Annotated in this window: 11 protein-coding genes and 3 pseudogenes; 6 read left to right on the top strand and 8 right to left on the bottom strand. The window is 62.3% G+C overall.

The genetic code is table 11. The annotated features are described in order from the left end of the window. Positions 1-36 precede the first annotated feature (36 nt). The 3 genes from BBTA_RS38930 (at position 37) to BBTA_RS16155 (ending at position 1,890) form a co-directional block, all read left to right on the top strand. A complete protein-coding gene (locus tag BBTA_RS38930) occupies positions 37-234 on the top strand; it encodes a DUF1289 domain-containing protein (RefSeq protein WP_012043563.1) in 198 nt (65 codons plus the stop codon). Between the two features lie 28 nt (positions 235-262). Then, positions 263-799 (top strand): TIGR02281 family clan AA aspartic protease, encoded by a 537-nt coding sequence (locus BBTA_RS16160; RefSeq protein WP_012043562.1) that lies wholly within the window; start codon positions 263-265, stop codon positions 797-799. A 62-nt stretch (positions 800-861) separates the two neighbouring features. Then, entirely contained in the window at positions 862-1,890 is a 1,029-nt protein-coding gene (locus tag BBTA_RS16155; RefSeq protein ID WP_012043561.1) for a histidinol-phosphate transaminase, read from the top strand. Between the two features lies 1 nt (position 1,891). Here the strand turns inward: BBTA_RS16155 and dusA are convergent, their stop codons facing one another. After that, the gene (dusA, locus tag BBTA_RS16150) at positions 1,892-2,911 is read right to left on the bottom strand and encodes a tRNA dihydrouridine(20/20a) synthase DusA (RefSeq protein ID WP_083780666.1); all 1,020 of its coding nucleotides are present in this window, start codon (positions 2,909-2,911) and stop codon (positions 1,892-1,894) included. 145 nt (positions 2,912-3,056) lie between these two features. Here dusA and BBTA_RS16145 point away from each other — a divergent pair, with 145 nt between their 5' ends. Continuing rightward, the gene (locus tag BBTA_RS16145; protein WP_012043559.1) at positions 3,057-4,145 is read left to right on the top strand and encodes a tyrosine-type recombinase/integrase; all 1,089 of its coding nucleotides are present in this window, start codon (positions 3,057-3,059) and stop codon (positions 4,143-4,145) included. A gap of 279 nt (positions 4,146-4,424) precedes the next feature. On the opposite strand, the gene BBTA_RS16140 is transcribed toward BBTA_RS16145, so the two are convergent. From BBTA_RS16140 to BBTA_RS16105, 7 genes and pseudogenes are all read right to left on the bottom strand, one after another. Beyond that, entirely contained in the window at positions 4,425-6,242 is a 1,818-nt protein-coding gene (locus BBTA_RS16140) for a potassium transporter Kup (RefSeq protein ID WP_244424441.1), read from the bottom strand. Positions 6,243-6,485: 243 nt separating this feature from the next. Then, positions 6,486-7,817: a TolC family outer membrane protein gene (locus BBTA_RS16135; RefSeq protein ID WP_244424440.1), complete on the bottom strand. Its 1,332-nt coding sequence runs from the start codon at positions 7,815-7,817 to the stop codon at positions 6,486-6,488. 80 nt (positions 7,818-7,897) lie between these two features. Next, positions 7,898-9,403: pseudogene (locus BBTA_RS16130) on the bottom strand (efflux RND transporter permease subunit); the annotation flags it as partial. Positions 9,404-9,441: 38 nt separating this feature from the next. Then, positions 9,442-10,205, bottom strand: a protein-coding gene (locus tag BBTA_RS38925) for an IS5 family transposase (protein ID WP_244424310.1) whose coding sequence is annotated in 2 segments (ribosomal slippage) — positions 9,442-9,867 and positions 9,870-10,205 — 762 coding nt in all. Because the reading frame shifts where the segments join, the coding sequence is not laid out codon by codon here. A 75-nt stretch (positions 10,206-10,280) separates the two neighbouring features. Beyond that, a pseudogene (locus BBTA_RS16115) lies at positions 10,281-11,894 on the bottom strand (efflux RND transporter permease subunit); the annotation flags it as partial. A gap of 98 nt (positions 11,895-11,992) precedes the next feature. After that, a pseudogene (locus tag BBTA_RS16110) lies at positions 11,993-12,307 on the bottom strand (efflux RND transporter periplasmic adaptor subunit); the annotation flags it as partial. A gap of 427 nt (positions 12,308-12,734) precedes the next feature. Then, positions 12,735-13,031 (bottom strand): hypothetical protein, encoded by a 297-nt coding sequence (locus tag BBTA_RS16105; RefSeq protein WP_041750687.1) that lies wholly within the window; start codon positions 13,029-13,031, stop codon positions 12,735-12,737. 198 nt (positions 13,032-13,229) lie between these two features. On the opposite strand from BBTA_RS16105, the gene BBTA_RS16100 reads away from it, so the two are divergent. Together BBTA_RS16100 and BBTA_RS16095 are read left to right on the top strand one after the other, a co-directional pair. Further along, on the top strand, positions 13,230-13,637 hold the full coding sequence (locus tag BBTA_RS16100; protein WP_041750686.1) for a hypothetical protein: 408 nt from the start codon (positions 13,230-13,232) through the stop codon (positions 13,635-13,637). A gap of 660 nt (positions 13,638-14,297) precedes the next feature. Then, positions 14,298-15,137 (top strand): DUF4118 domain-containing protein, encoded by an 840-nt coding sequence (locus BBTA_RS16095; RefSeq protein ID WP_041750685.1) that lies wholly within the window; start codon positions 14,298-14,300, stop codon positions 15,135-15,137. The last annotated feature ends 159 nt before the right edge of the window (positions 15,138-15,296 follow it).

Below are 15,296 nucleotides of genomic sequence, written 5' to 3'. Positions count from 1 at the left end.
TTGCAAAACAGTGCCAGAAGCTTTCACACTCGCATGATGAGCCAAGATACACCATGCATCGCTGTCTGCATGATCGATCCCAAGACCAAGCTCTGCTTCGGCTGCGGCCGCACCTTGCCGGAGATCGCCCGCTGGGGGCGCATGTCAGCCGACGAGCGTCTGGCCCTGATGGACGGGCTGGCCGCGCGGATGCACGACGCCGGCCTCGCCGCGATGGGACGCCGGCGCGACTGAGCGCGGCGGCATCGACGGGAGGCCTGGCATGAACAAGGTCGTGCTCGTCCTGGTCACCATGGTGACCACCGCAAGTGCCGTGATCGTCTACAAGGATCCCGAACAGGCTGCGCTGGCGAGCGACACCGTTTCGGAGATGCTGCGCAGCCGCGCCTTCCGCGCCAAGGCAAGCCCACCGACCAACGCGGTCGAGATCGAGCGCACCCGCGGCGGCGAGTTTGCGCTGCGCGCCAAGATCAACGGCGTCACCGCGCCGATGGTCGTCGACACCGGCGCGACATCGGTGGTGCTGACCTATGAGACCGCCAAGGCGGCAGGCCTGCCGCTCGAGCTGCTCAACTACGATGTCGATGTCGAGACCGCCGGCGGCCACACCAAGGCGGCGCGGCTGACGCTCGATCGGCTCGCGATCGGCCGGCTGGTGGAGCGCTCCGTGCCGGCGCTGGTGGTGCCGCACGGCCAGATGAAAACGAATCTGCTCGGCATGAGCTTCCTCGACCGGCTCGAACGCTGGGAGGTGCGCTCCGACCGGCTGATGCTGCACGGCTATCCAGAGCGCAGCTGAGGCCGCCGCGGCGGCGGTTCGTTCGCTTGCGCGGGCGGCAGGTCCCGGCCTAGATTCCAGCCATGACCGATGCCCTGCCCCCACCATCGATCCGACTGGCCCTCAACGAGACTCCGCTCGGGCCATCGCCTGCGGCCATCGACGCCATCAAAGCGGATCTCGCCGGCCTCGCCCGCTACACCGGCCGGGAGCTCGACGATCTCACGGCGGCGATTGCCGCGCGCGAAAACATCGCGCCGGAGCAGATCGTGCTCGGCGAGAACCTCAACGTGCTCGGACTATATCTGTCCGCGCGCGGCGGACGCGGCGGCACCTTCGTCTACTCCGAGCCGGGCTACACGGCGCTGGTCGATGCGGTGACACCGGCCGGCGGCCGCGTGGTCGGCGTGCCGCTGAATGCCGCGCTGGAGAACGACCTGCCGGCCATCGCGGCGGCGGTCGACGGCACCACGCGCGCGGTGTATCTCGTCAATCCGCACAACCCCTCGGGCACGGTCAGCGACACCGCCGCCTTCATCGCGGCGGTGCGCGACTTGTCGGCACGCACGCTCGTGATCGTCGACGAGGCCTATCTCGAATTCATGCCGAACTTTGCCGCCCGCAGCGTTGCGCCGCTGGTGCGCGAGGGCGGCAATGTCGCCGTGTTCCGGACATTCTCCAAGATCTTCGGACTCGCAAGTCTCGCGATCGGCTACACGCTGGCTCCGAAGCCGCTGGCCGCTGCGCTGAAGCAGATGGGCATCGGCGCGTTTTTCGGACTGAGCCGGCTGAGCCTGGTCGCCGCCACCGCGAGCCTCGGTGATCACGACTACGTCGCTTCGGTTCGTACCAAGGTCGCGGCCGAGCGCGAGGCCTGGCATGCGCTGCTGCGCGCTCGCGGGCGCCGCTTCAGCGCCTCACAGGCCAACTTCGTGTTCTTCGATTGCGGCCGGCCGCATGCCGAGGCTGCGGCGGCGCTCGCCGCCCGCGGCATCATCATCGGCCGTGCACAGCCACAATTTGACAATTGGCTGCGCATCTCGATCGGACTGCCGGACGAAAACAGGATCGCGCGGCAGGCCGTGGCGGAGCTGCTGCCGGCCCGCGAATGAGTCAGGCGAACGCGGCCGCCGGCGCACGCTCCTCGACCATCGCCACCGCCTCGCGCAGCACCTCGATCCCGGCATCCGGCTTGACGCCGCGCTCGGCGAGATGACGGCGAAAGGCGCGCGCCCCCGGGACCGCGTGATAGGCGCCGACCAGATGCCGCGTGATCGCGTGCAGCCGCGAGCCCTCCCGGAGTTGGCGTTCAATATAGGGCTCGAGCGCCGCCAACGCGTCTTTCATGCTCCGATGCGGCGCGGCGTCGCCGAACAGCATGGGATCGACGTCGAGCAACTGCCACGGTTCCTGATAGGCGGCGCGCCCGAGCATCACGCCATCGACGTGAGCCAGATGCGCTTGCGCCGCCGCGATGCTGGTGATGCCGCCATTGATGATGACCGGCACGTTCGGCAGCCTCGCCTTCAGCCGATAGACCCGGTCGTAATCGAGCGGCGGGATCTCGCGGTTCTCCTTGGGCGACAGGCCGTTCAGCCAGGCCTTGCGCGCATGCACGATCAGCGCGTCGGCGCCCGCATCGACCACCGCATCCGCCAGCGTATCGAGCGCGAGCTCCGGATCCTGGTCATCGATCCCGATGCGGCATTTCACCGTGACGGGAATGCGCACCGCGCGCTTCATCGCCGCGACGCAGGCGGCGACGAGCTCAGGCTCCGCCATCAGGCAGGCGCCGAAGCGGCCATCCTTGACCCGGTCGGAAGGACAGCCGACATTGAGATTGATTTCGTCATAACCGAAGTCTTCGCCGATCCGCGCCGAGGTCGCGAGATCGGCCGGATCGGACCCGCCAAGCTGCAGCGCCACCGGATGCTCGCTCGCATCGAAGCCGAGCAGCCGCTTCCGATCGCCATGAATGACGGCGCCGGTGGTGACCATCTCGGTATAGAGCAGCGCCCGCCGCGACAGCAGGCGGTGAAACACCCGGCAGTGCCGGTCGGTCCAATCCATCATCGGCGCCACGGAAAAGCGCCAACGCATTGATATCTGTGATTTATTTGAGATTTCAGTCATTTACAAGTCGTACCGAAAGTATCCGATATTCGCCTATTGACGCCGATTTCCACCGATTTTCACCCATTTTTCGCCCCTCGGTACAACAATGTTGTACCGGAGAGATCGATGTTGTACCGGAATCCGGCAACCCTAGAGGCACCTAATGGGAACGATCACCGCTCGCAAGCGCAAAGACGGGACCACCGCCCATCTGGCCCAGGTCCTCATCAAGCGCGGCGGGGCCATTCTGCACCGGGAGGCTCGAACATTCGACCGGAAGCAGGCGGCCGCAGCCTGGCTGGAGAGACGGGAAAAGGAGTTGGCGGCACCAGGAGGGCTCGAACAGGAAAAAGGTCTCGACCCCGTCCTCTCCGACGTCATCGAGCGCTACGTTTCCGAGTCCAAGAAGGAGATCGGGCGCACCAAGGCGCAGGTCCTGAACGCAATCAAAGGCTATGAGATTGCCCAGCGAAGGTGCTCAACGATCGGTAGCACCGATCTCGTGGAATTCGCCAACCAGCTGGTAAGCAAAGTCCAACCCCAGACCGTCAGCAACTATCTCTCACACCTCGCGGCCATCTTCGCGATCGCACGCCCGGCTTGGGGATATCCGCTCGACCAGGCTGCCATGAAGGACGCCTTCGTCGTCGCCAAGAGACTGGGGATCACGAGCAAGAGCCGTACACGGGAGCGGCGCCCGAGCTTGGCGGAGCTCGATCTGCTGATGCAGCATTTCGGCGAACGGCAGCAAAGGCGGCCCTCGTCTGTGCCGATGCAGAAGGTCATTGCATTCGCAATCTTCTCAACGCGACGTCTTGAGGAAATCACGCGGCTGAGGCGAGCCGACCTCGATGAGGTCGGAAGCAAGATTTTGGTGCGTGACATGAAAAACCCTGGCGAGAAGCTCGGGAACGACGTCTGGTGCGATCTCCCTGCTGAGGCTCTCCACGTCGCGCAATCCATGCCTTCGGATACCGATGAGATCTTTCCCTATACGACCGACGCAATCGGCATGGGATTTACGCGCGCGTGCCAACTGCTCGGCATCGTGGATCTGCATTTCCACGATCTCCGCCACGACGGCGTTTCCAGGCTATTTGAAATGGGCCACAACGTTCCCCAAGTCGCAGCCGTCTCAGGCCATCGTTCCTGGTCGAGCCTGAAGCGATACACGCATCTCCGGCAGACAGGGAACAAGTATGAAGGCTGGAAGTGGCTGGAGGTCGTTACAGTGAAGACGGCTCCCGGATGAAGCAACCGCCCGAACGAACTGAGACCTGGATAAAACTCCGGGGCAAGGTCAGGAAGCTCGGATGTTGCAAATTGGAAAGCGAGGCGGACAATTTCGATAGCGTCGCTGTTAGCCGATGGCCGGTACAACGTGGAACTCATGAACACGGCAACCGTTACGCGTTCACCGAGGCGGTGCATTTCGCAGTCGCCGCTCCGTGGACGGCAGCCGCACCGGACCCGTTCGATCCATAAAACTACGCTCCGAGCCGTCGAAGGACTCAGGCAAGCCCCCGCCCGGTCAGATCTCCACCTGTCCGCCCAGCTCGATGACCCGGTTCGGAGGGATGCGGAAGAATTCGGTGGCCGCCATGGCGTTGCGATGCATGATCTCGAACAAATGGGCCTGGAAGGCAGCAAATCGCGACCGCCGCTCGGCGACGATCTTGACCCGTCCGACGAAGAACGACGTCTCCATCATGTTGAAGATCAGCCCGCGCTGGCGGCACTGATCGAGAGCTTCAGGGACATCCGGCTGCTCCATGAAGCCGTAGCGCACCGTCATCGTGTGAAAATTGCTCCCGACGTGCTCGACGTCGATGCGCAGATCTGGCGCGACGCGCGGCGTGCTCGCGGTGACCACGCGCAGGAGCACGATGCGATCGTGCAGCACCTTGTTGTGCTTGAGATTGTGGAGCAGCGGTACGGGGACGACATCGAGCCGGCTGGTCATGTAGACCGCGGTGCCGGGGACCCGCGTCTTGGCGCCGACCTGCGCGATGAAGGTCGCGAGCGGAAGGGTGTCGCGCTCCAGCTTCTTGACCAGGAGATCACGGCCCTGATGCCATGTCATCATCAGGAAGAAGATGACGGCGGCGACGACCAGGGGGAACCAGCCCCCTTCCAGCACCTTCATCAAATTGGCGCTGACGAAGCTCATGTCGACCACGACAAACAGGCCCGCGGTCAGAAGACTCGCCGCCAGATTCCACTTCCAGATCTCGCGCATGGTCAGAAACATCAGAATCGAAGTCAGCAGCATGGTCAGAGACACCGCGATGCCGAACGCTGCCGCCAGATTGTCGGACGAGCGGAAGCCGAGGGTCAGCCCCAGAGTCAGCGCCATCAACGTCCAATTGACGAAACCGATATAGATCTGGCCGTAGCCGGTGGCCGATGTCTGCGCGATGTTCAGGCGCGGACACAGGCCAAGCTGTATCGCCTGCCGGGTCATCGAGAACGCGCCACTGATGATCGCCTGGCTGGCGATGATGGTCGCGACCGTGGCCAGCGCAACGAGCGGCAGCTGGAGCGCGGCCGGGCACAGGGCGAAGAAGGGATTTGGCTCCTGGCCCAGCGCAGCATCGACCACGACAGCGGTCTGGCCGGCGTAGTTCAGGATCAGGCAGGGCAACACCAGCCCATACCAGGCGAAGCGGATCGGGCGGGCGCCGAAATGCCCCATGTCGGCATAGAGCGCCTCGGCTCCGGTGGCGCACAGGAACACGGCGCCGAGCACCAGGAAGCCGGTCATGCCATGACTGAACAGATAGGACAGCCCATGGCGCGGATCGAGCGCCGCCAGCACCGAGGGGTGACGCAGGATACCAAACAAACCGAGGATACCGATGACGATGAACCAGGCGATCATCACAGGGCCGAACAGTTTGCCAATCCGGTCGGTGCCCTGGGCCTGTAACGCAAACAGACCAACCAGGATGATCGCGGACAGCGTCACGATATAGGGGCTGATCTGCGGCAGCGGGCTTTTCAGTCCTTCCAACGCGCTCAGCACCGAGATCGCAGGCGTGATGGCGCCGTCGCCATAGAGCAAGGCTGCACCGATCAAGCCCATCGCGATCACCCCGAGCCGCTCGCCGTGCTTGATCCCCAGCAGCGACATCAACGCCAGAATGCCGCCTTCGCCGTCATTGTCGGCCCGCATCACGACGGCGACGTATTTGATCGAGGTGGTGATCAGGAGCGTCCAGACGATCAGCGACAGCATGCCGAGCGCGGTCTCGGCGTCGGCGCCTCCCGCCCATTCCAACGCCGTCTTCATCGTGTAGAGCGGGCTGGTGCCGATGTCGCCATAGACGACGCCCAGCGCGCCAACCATCAGCGGCCGGAGCCCCACTCCGGACGGGCCTAAGGCAGCGTGACCTGCTTCCGACTGTTCTGTATCAGCTGTGGACATCACGTTCGTCGGGTTCGATGGATCAGGGGCCGCAAGGAGCGGACCAGGCTCGTGGCAGATTACGGTTGATAGTGTTTCTTTTAGGTTTCGACCCTTCCCGCGAAGGGGATGCTGCTGGCGAGGCACCTACCTGCGTGCGTGCCCGTCCTCGGCCAGCGCGCAGCGCTATTGACCTGACGGCGTGCGCAGACCGTGCCAAGCATCACGAACCTGATGGTAGTGCAATTCGGGCAGATAGTCCGGCGTGTTCAGGCCGAGAGTGTGGACATCGAGGCGACCGACGGCACTGAGCAGGGTGTAGGATGCGATCACGCGGTCGCGCTGGGCCGCGATCTGCCGTGAGCGAGCATTGGTGAGCTCCTGCTGCGCGTTCAGCACATCGATTGTCGTGCGCTGCCCCCCGGCGGCTTCGCGCCGGACGCCCTGCAGGGCGATCTCCGCCGCCTTCACCTCCGATTCGGCCGCGCTCAGCGCGACCTTGGCGCCTTCGTTCGAGACCCAGGCACCGACCACCGCCGTACGCGATTGATTCCTGACCTGCTCGAGCACCAGCCGGCTTTGCGAGGCCATCTCCTTGGCCTGGCGGGTCTGGGACGCCGCAGTGCCGCCGTCGTAGATCGGCACATTGATTTGACCCACGATCGAAGCCTGGTCAGTGCCTGACGTGCCGAGCGTCGTGTCTGAATCCCTGGATCGGCTGACATTCGCCTGTACCGCCACAGTGGGCAGCAAGCTGCCCTCGGCGACCCTGATGGTCGTCTGAGCAGTATCGACGTCATAAGCCGCTCCGAGCACGGCGGGATGCTCATGCCTTGCGGTCTCGACCGAGGCCTGCATCGTCAGCGGAGAAAACCGGTCCACGGGTGTAGCCGGAGCGAGCGGGCCCGGCGCCTCCCCGGTCACCTGGGCATAAGTGGCCTTGCTGATCGCGAGGGTCACCTCGGCTGCGTTAAGGTCGGCAAGCCCGCGGCTCAGCCGCGCCTCGGCCTGCGCCGTATCGGTCGGCGTGACGTCGCCTGCGTCCAGGCGCCTGCGCGTCGTCTCCTGTATCTCCCGGAGAACGGTCACATTGGTCCGCTGCGCTTCGACGAGCGCCTGATTGGCCAGCACGTTCATGTAGACGGTGACGGCGTCGAGCAGCACACCCTGCCCCGTGTTGCGCAGGGCTTCGCGACCCGACAGAACCTGGAATTCGGCGACGCGGACGCTATTGGCGGTCTTGAAACCGTTGAACAGAACCTGGTTGACGGTCAATCCGATCGTCCAGGGGCGGAGCGTCGTGCCCTGCACCGTATTGTCAGGCAGCGTATTCCTGACCGCCTGCAGGCCCGCGCTGAGGCTAGCGATGATCTGAGGACGATAGCCGGCGAGCGCCTGTGGTACGTTTTCGTCCGTGCCGCGCTGGCGGGCACGGTCGGCGTTGAGCTGCGGACTCGACTGATAGGCTCTGACCAGGGCTTCCGGCAGCGTCTCCGCCGACAAGGCTCCGAGGCTCATGAGCGTCGCGGCGGTTGTGATCACTGCCGCGCGGAGCGGACGCGACATCGGGTTCCGGACGCGCTGCTGCACAGGCCACCTCATTCCGCTGGCGCCAGCCGTGGCTGCCCAACGAGATCCGACCGGGTCCGCCGCGAGAATAGCGAGATCAGTGCAGGCAGCGTAATCAGGATGACGATCGGCGCCAGCATCATGCCGGCCACCACGACGACCGCGAGCGGCTTCTGGACTTGCGAGCCGATGCCGGACGACAGCGCTGCCGGGAGCAGCCCGACGCCGGCGACCACGCACGTCATCAGCACCGGGCGAAGCTGAAGCTCGCCGGTCCGCAGGATCGCAGCGCGGCGCTCCATCCCCTCGTCGATCAGAGCGTTGTACTGCGACAGGATGATGATGCCGTCCATCACGGAGATGCCGAACAGGGCAATGAAGCCGATCGCCGCCGACACGCTGAAGGGAATGCCCGACACGAGCAGGCCGAGGATGCCGCCGAGCACCGCCATCGGAATCACGCTCATGGTGAGTACGGTGTCGACGATCGAGCCGAAATTGAACCAGATCAGCATCGCGATCAGCGCCAGGCTGATCGGCACCACGATCGACAGCCGCTTGATCGCATCTTGGAGATTGCCGAACTCACCGACCCATTCGAGGTGCGAGCCGGGTGGCAACTGAACGTTCTGGGCGACCTTGTCCTGCGCCTCCTGGATGGCGCTGCCAAGATCGCGCTCGCGCACCGAGAACTTGATCGGCAGATAGCGTTCCTGCTGCTCGCGATAGATATAGGCCGCGCCCGAGACGAGCTTCACCGTCGCAACCTCGCTCAGCGGCACCTGACTGATGCCGTTTGGCCCTTGCGCGCCGATCCGCAGATTCTGGATGGCTTCTGCGCTGCGCCGATACTGCGGGGCGAGCCTGATGATGATAGGGAAATGGCGATCGCTGCCGGGCTCGTAGAGATCGCCGGCGCTGTAGCCACCGATCGCGGTCTTGATCGTAGTGTTGATGTCGCCGGGCGACAGACCATAGCGCGCGGCCCGAGCACGATCGACGTCGATCTGGATTGTCGGCTGTCCGAGCGAGGTGAAGACGGCAAGGTCCGTGATCCCCTGCACGGTCGCCAGCTGTGCCTTGATCTTGTTGGCGGTGTCGGTCAGCGCTTGGAGATCGTTGCCATAGAGCTTGATCGAATTCTCGCCCTTCACGCCCGAGACCGCCTCGGAGACGTTGTCCTGAAGATATTGCGAGAAGTTGAACTCGACGCCCGGAAACTTCTCCTGCAATTGAGCGAGCAGTCTTGCAGTCAGCTCGTCCTTGTCCTCCCGGTCCGGCCACTGCTTGGCCGGCTTGAGCGGCGCGAAAAATTCGGCATTGAAGAACCCGGCAGCGTCGGTTCCTTCGTCGGGCCGGCCGTGCTGAGACACCACGGACTCGACCTCCGGCCGCTCTGCGATCAGCCTGCGCATCTCGTTGACGCAGGTATTTCCCTCCTGCAGCGAGATCGTGGGTGGCAACGTCGCCCTGATCCAGAGATTGCCCTCCTCCAGCTTGGGCAGGAACTCGAGCCCAAGCAGCCGAACACAGACGGCCGTGACCAGGATCAGACCTGCGCCAGCGATGAGCACTAGGGCGTGGACTCATAAACCCTGGTCCAGAGGCGGGTTGAGCCGAGTGCGACTGCCGCGAGAAAGTTGCGAGCGAGCTTGTCGAAGCGGGTCGCGATGCGCCTGAAATGCTTGAGCTTGCAGAAGAAGCGCTCAACAAGATTGCGCTTGCGGTAGATGCGGCGGCTGACGGAGCGTTGGACCACTCGCTGGCTGGTGGAAGGAATATGAGCCCTAGCTCCGCGGGCTCTGATCATGTGCAGGAGGGCATCGGCGTCGTAACCACGGTCGGCCACAACATCACGGCATTTGAGCCCTTGGAGCAGAAATGGCGCGGCACGCAGATCGTGGGCCTGCCCCGGGGTTAGCATCAGCCGGACCGGCAGTCCGTTCTCGTCGACGACCGCATTGATCTTGGTGCTCAGTCCTCCACGAGAACGGCCAATGGCGTGATCCTCGCCCCCTTTTTACCCCCAGCGGCGTGCTGATGGGCGCGGACGATAGAACTGTCGATCAGCGCCATCGACTGCGGCGAGCGTGCTGCCAACACCTCGAAAATTTGGACCCAAACACCTGCCTTGGCCCAGCGGTTAAAGCGATTATAGACCGTCGTGTAAGGGCCATAGCGTTCCGGAAGATCTCGCCAGGGCGAGCCTGTCCGCAGCACATAGAAGATGCCGTTGAGAACCCGCCGGTCGTCGACCCGACCGACACCGCGTGGCTTATTCGGCAGCAAGGGCTTGATCAAAGCCCATTCTCGATCGCTCAGGTCAAACCGCGCCATGTCTACCCCCAAATCACCTAAGGGGAGTGAATCACTGTTCGTCAGCTAACGGAATCCATTTATGAGTACAGAACCTAATCGACGGTGCGCGAGTGACCGTGCAAGCACGGGCATGTACAGCCGGTGCATCCAGCGCATCAGGAACGTTTCTGTCTCCTCGACATGGGCCGGCAGGATGATCGCACTCAGCGCTGGCGTGACGGTAAAGGTCGCCAGCAGACCGCCGGCCAACGCATAAGCATAGGTCCGGGCCATTGGACCGAAGATGTTGCCCTCGACGCCGGACAACGTGAACAGCGGCAGGAAAGCCGCAATGATGATCGCGGCCGCGAAGAAGATCGAGCGCGACACATCCGAGGCTGCCGTGAGGATTGCATGGTGCTTCATCCCCATGCTCGTCCGTGCCGAGATAGCCGCCTGCTCCGTGTGAGTCAGCCGCTCCGTATGCGACAGCCGACGGAAAATGGATTCCACCATGATCACGGTCGCATCGACGATCAGGCCGAAATCGATCGCGCCGACTGAAAGCAGGTTGGCCGACTCCCCGCGTAGCACGAGGATGCTGACGGCGAAGAACAGCGCGAATGGAATGGTTGCGCCAACGATCAGCGCGCTTCTGAGGTCGCCGAGAAAGATCCATTGCAGGAGCACGATCAATCCGATGCCCACAACCATGTTCTCGAGAACGGTATCTGTCGTCGTCTCGATCAGATCCTTGCGATCATAGATGCGCTCGATCCGGACGCCCGGCGGCAGGATGGTTGAATTGTTTATCGAGGCGACGAGCTCCTCGACGCGGGCGATGGTCGGCGAGCTCTGCTCGCCGCGCCGCATCAGCACGATGCCCAGGACAATGTCGTCGTCCTGATCCTCACCGGCGATGCCGAGGCGTGGCTGCTCGCCAACGGTCACGGTTGCGACGTCGCCGACCAGCACCGGCGTCCCGCCGTTTGATGCCACCATCGTGCTAGCAAGCGCATTGATCGAACGGATCAAGCCGACGCCGCGCACCACGGCCGACTGCGAACCGATGTTGACCGTGTTGCCGCCGACATTGACGTTGGCGTTGCTGATCGCCTGCATCAATTGAGGCAAGGTCAGGCCGTTGGCCACGAGCCTGTTGAAATCGACCTGGACCTCGAAGGTCTTGGTCTTGCCGCCCCAGCCGGTGACGTCGATGACGCCGGGCACGGTACGAAACCGCCGTTGCAGCACCCAGTCCTGCAACGTCTTGAGGTCCAGCACCGAATAGTTCGGCGGGCCGACGAGCCGGTACCGGTAGATCTCCCCGATCGGGCTGAGCGGCGAGATCTGCGGCTGGGCATTGTTGGGGAGCGGCGGCAGCTGCGACAGGCGGTTCAACACCTGCTGCAGCGCCTGGTCGTAGGTGTAATCGAACGAGAACTGCAGCTTGACGTCGGACAGCCCGTACAAGGAGATTGTCCGGATCACCTTCATGTTCTTGATGCCGGCGACCTGCGTCTCCAGGGGAATCGTAATGTAGCGCTCGATCTCCTCGGCCGACAATCCAGGGCTCTGGGTCACGATGTCGACCATCGGTGGCGTCGGGTCCGGATAGGCCTCGATGTTGAGCTGCTGAAACGCGACGAGGCCGCCGATGATCATGGCCGCGAACAGGCCGACCATCAGGAAGCGCCGGTTGACCGCAAAGGCGACAAGACGATCCATTTGATCTGCCTTTCCCGATCAGCTGCCGGACGTGGCCGCGCGATCGATGAACAGGCTTCCCCGGGTGACGATCTTCTCGCCCGCCCTGAGATTGCCCCGGAGCGCGCAGTGTTCAGCGCGCTCATGGCGGCAACGAAGTCGTTGAGACCCTGGACAGTATCGGTCGCTTCAACCACGAACAGGGGCTGGCCGCGCTCGACCATGTCGCTGGGCTTGGCCAGCAGCTTCACGACTCGACCGGCGTAGGGCGAAAACACTGGCGTGGAGCTGTCCTCGTTGACCGCAATCTTCCCCTCGGTGATGTGCTCGGCGCGGAAGATGCGATCCGTCACCTCATCGATCGAAAGGGTGGCGCGTTCAGCGGCTGTGGGGACATAGCGGGGCAGCTTCGCCTTGGACTGGCTCGAATGCTCGGTCGGCGCGATATACATGAGTCCGGCATGGCCGAGCTCACACCTGAAGTCGCCCTCAAACGGCTCGATACGACGCCGCGCCCTGTTTGCATGAAGACGTCAGTCTTTTGGCGTGTTCAATACTCGTGATTGCTGATGTCGCAACTGGCGAGGGGCGAGAAGAAGTCTCTTGGCGCCAATTGACGGCACCGTCATCACTCCGGAGTAACGCGGGAACGCGCTACCGGCTGCGTGGAGGCGACGGATTCACCCACATGCTTGGCGCTCCATTTAGGACCAGGACCGCGCATGTGGTCGTTCTCGGGCCGATGCGTGGCATTTGGCCCGTACCAGACAGGAAACAATAACGTCAGCAAAGCCTTAACGGAGCAACGACAGACGCTCCCGAACTTGACGACGGTATCTCATTTTGGCATCCAATGCCTGCCTAAGCGCCGCGGGTGCGGGGACGCTGTGAGCCCGTGTCCCACGCTTCGTTCTCCCGATCGTAGTGGATGCCGCGTAGCTCGAACTCACGGAGCATACGGCGCATCTTCGCGTCCGCGATGCGGCCGACCAGGCGTTTGAGATAGCTGTTGACGCGATTCCAAGCAGCACGATCGGTATCATACCTCGCTGCAGCGCGGCCAAATCTGTACCGAATATGCCGGCTCGCAACGGCTTGGCTCGAGTAGCATTCGACATCGAAGTAATCGGCCATCTCGACCTCCATGAAGATCATCATCTCTCGCCCAAGATGTGACCTATTTCCTAGGAAATCGAGAGGGATTTCGGCCGACTGGAATAAACGCGGCATAACCGCACTCGTCCGCGGGAGTACCTATACCTTTCCTATGCGACGCTAGGAGCGAGAGCTCTCGCATTCCTATGGGGTTTTCTTCATATGATTGCAATCGAGGCTTCTTGACTATCGAGGGCCGTGATGGCCGCAATCAAATTCGATGACGCCGATCGGCCGCCTCTGCCGGTGCAAGCAGATTCGACTGAGCCGGCACGTACTTGCGCGGGGACAGAGACCCAATCAAATGCGCCTTTCCAACCGCTCGATCCCGACGTCCTTAGCGAATCGATTCCGGCGTTCTTCATCGGTCGCAACGAGTTCGGGTTGTGGGTGGCGCGCGAGGCACATGGCCGCACCGGCGGACTCTTTCTGTTCAAGAGCTCGGCGGAGGAATTCGCCAGGATGGCGAGCAGGCCGTCACCCTGCGCTCTGATCTTCCGGTCCGAGACGTTCGAGCTCGATACTGAGAACCGCGGCAATCCCCTGATCCCGCAGCTTGCAAGCTGGATCGGCCGCGCTAAGTGTTACTTCGCGCGGTTGGCTCGATGACGACGCAACCTGGAGTATACGAGCATGATCGAAGCGAAACTCACCATCTTAATTTTGCTCGTCAGCGTCTTGCTTCTCGCGCTGCGCATCGCCGCTCCGTCGGCGCGCACAAGAGGTAGCTGAGGGCGGTCTCGAGCAGGTCGTCACCACGACCATGTTGCCCCTGACGCTGAGCCCGCTCTGGGGCGGCATTTTGACCCTCCTGATCACTTTGTTCGCTCACGGGCTCGGACCTTAGAGCCAACTCAGAAAAGCTCTGGCGCAAGGTCTAGAGGCAGCCTTTCCTCTGCGACCAATGGCTGCGGCTTCCCAACACTCCGCCCCGTCAACCAACGTGCTCTTTCCCGAAATGGCCGCCACAGTCACGAGTGCCTGCTCACCGAAGCCTCCTGGCTTCCGAGATGAGGGCAAAATCCGCCAAAGGCATGCGGCCAAAGAGGATCGGCAAACTGCAGCGGCAGCGTCCTATTCTCGTTTCATCGGTGATTATGGAACTCCTATATCATTGGGATCCCTACACTATCGATTCTATATGCCGACAGATCAAAATCTTACCGAAAGGCCAGAGCTTTTGACCGCCATCAACATCACGGCCGACGACGGGCAATAAATCCGTTTGCGCCGGCAAGATTAATACCACTGGTAGTGGGAGTCGAAACCATGGTTGATTTTGATTCCAAGCCGCAGTCGGACATTCATGAGGCAACCGATGCCGATCCAATGGAATCGGAGTGGGTGCGCTATCTTGCTTCAATTGTAATGACGGCGGTGGCGACCGCCGTGGCTGTCGGTGTCGACAGCCACGTGTCCATCCCGAACCTCTCCTTGGTATTTGTGATCCCGGTGATCATCGCGGGTCTTAGTCTAGGTTTGGGTCCTTCACTCTGCTCGGCAGTTCTCGGTCCTCTGGCCTACAATTTCTTCCTTACAGAACCTCGATACTCGCTAGCGGTCGACGACCCGGCAAACATCTGGGCAATTGGGCTACTGTTTGTTGTAGGCATAATAACAAGCGGTGTTGCCTTCACTTCCGCGCGAAGAGCGAGCGAAGCCGCGCTATTGAAGAGGCAGATGACTACCCTGCAAGGATTCTGTCGGGAAGCTATGGCGTCCGACAATCTGGACGCGATCCTATCGGTCACGTCGCAGACTCTCGCGACATTCTTCCGAGTTCCCGCGGTGGCAATGTTCGTCAATCAGGATAAAGTCGTTTCCATGAAGCGAGTTGGCGATATTGAGCCCCAACAGTCCGAGTTGGAAACAGCACTGTCGTCCTTAGCAACCGATTCCGTGGTGCGTAGCGGCGTCTATCCGGATTTGACCTCCCGATTTGATTTCTGGCCCGTAAAGACCGCCGAAGGTCAAGGCGCTATCATCGGACTCGCATTCGATCCTGATGAACGTCCTTCGACACCCGATGTGCCGGTCAAGATCCTAACGAGTGTCTTAAGCTTGATCATTGATCGTCAACATAGCAAAGCTAGAACCGCCTTAAATTAGTTTCGCCGCTTACCGAAAACTTGTGCGCAGTCGAGGTTTCGACGTTGAGCGTAACGGCTGCTTTCGTCTGCTCAGGCTTCACCGGCCCGAAGTCGCGCGACCTCAGACCGGGACTGGTCGATGTCGAGGCCTGCTCCAGAATTTCAAGTTACCGGTCGG

The sequence above is a fragment of the Bradyrhizobium sp. BTAi1 genome, assembly GCF_000015165.1.
Taxonomy (GTDB): Bacteria; Pseudomonadota; Alphaproteobacteria; order Rhizobiales; family Xanthobacteraceae; genus Bradyrhizobium; species Bradyrhizobium denitrificans.
The sequence above is the reverse complement of the archived record's forward strand: the minus strand, read 5'-3'. Positions and strand labels throughout refer to the sequence as shown.

Coding starts and splice junctions, on each gene's coding strand:
- BBTA_RS38930 (WP_012043563.1), top strand. CDS start 37: ATGAGCCAAGATACACCATGCATCGCTGTCTGCATGATCGATCCCAAG.
- BBTA_RS16160 (WP_012043562.1), top strand. CDS start 263: ATGAACAAGGTCGTGCTCGTCCTGGTCACCATGGTGACCACCGCAAGT.
- BBTA_RS16155 (WP_012043561.1), top strand. CDS start 862: ATGACCGATGCCCTGCCCCCACCATCGATCCGACTGGCCCTCAACGAG.
- dusA (WP_083780666.1), bottom strand. CDS start 2,911: ATGACTGAAATCTCAAATAAATCACAGATATCAATGCGTTGGCGCTTT.
- BBTA_RS16145 (WP_012043559.1), top strand. CDS start 3,057: ATGGGAACGATCACCGCTCGCAAGCGCAAAGACGGGACCACCGCCCAT.
- BBTA_RS16140 (WP_244424441.1), bottom strand. CDS start 6,242: ATGGTTGGCGCGCTGGGCGTCGTCTATGGCGACATCGGCACCAGCCCG.
- BBTA_RS16135 (WP_244424440.1), bottom strand. CDS start 7,817: ATGAGCCTCGGAGCCTTGTCGGCGGAGACGCTGCCGGAAGCCCTGGTC.
- BBTA_RS16105 (WP_041750687.1), bottom strand. CDS start 13,031: ATGATGATCTTCATGGAGGTCGAGATGGCCGATTACTTCGATGTCGAA.
- BBTA_RS16100 (WP_041750686.1), top strand. CDS start 13,230: ATGGCCGCAATCAAATTCGATGACGCCGATCGGCCGCCTCTGCCGGTG.
- BBTA_RS16095 (WP_041750685.1), top strand. CDS start 14,298: ATGGTTGATTTTGATTCCAAGCCGCAGTCGGACATTCATGAGGCAACC.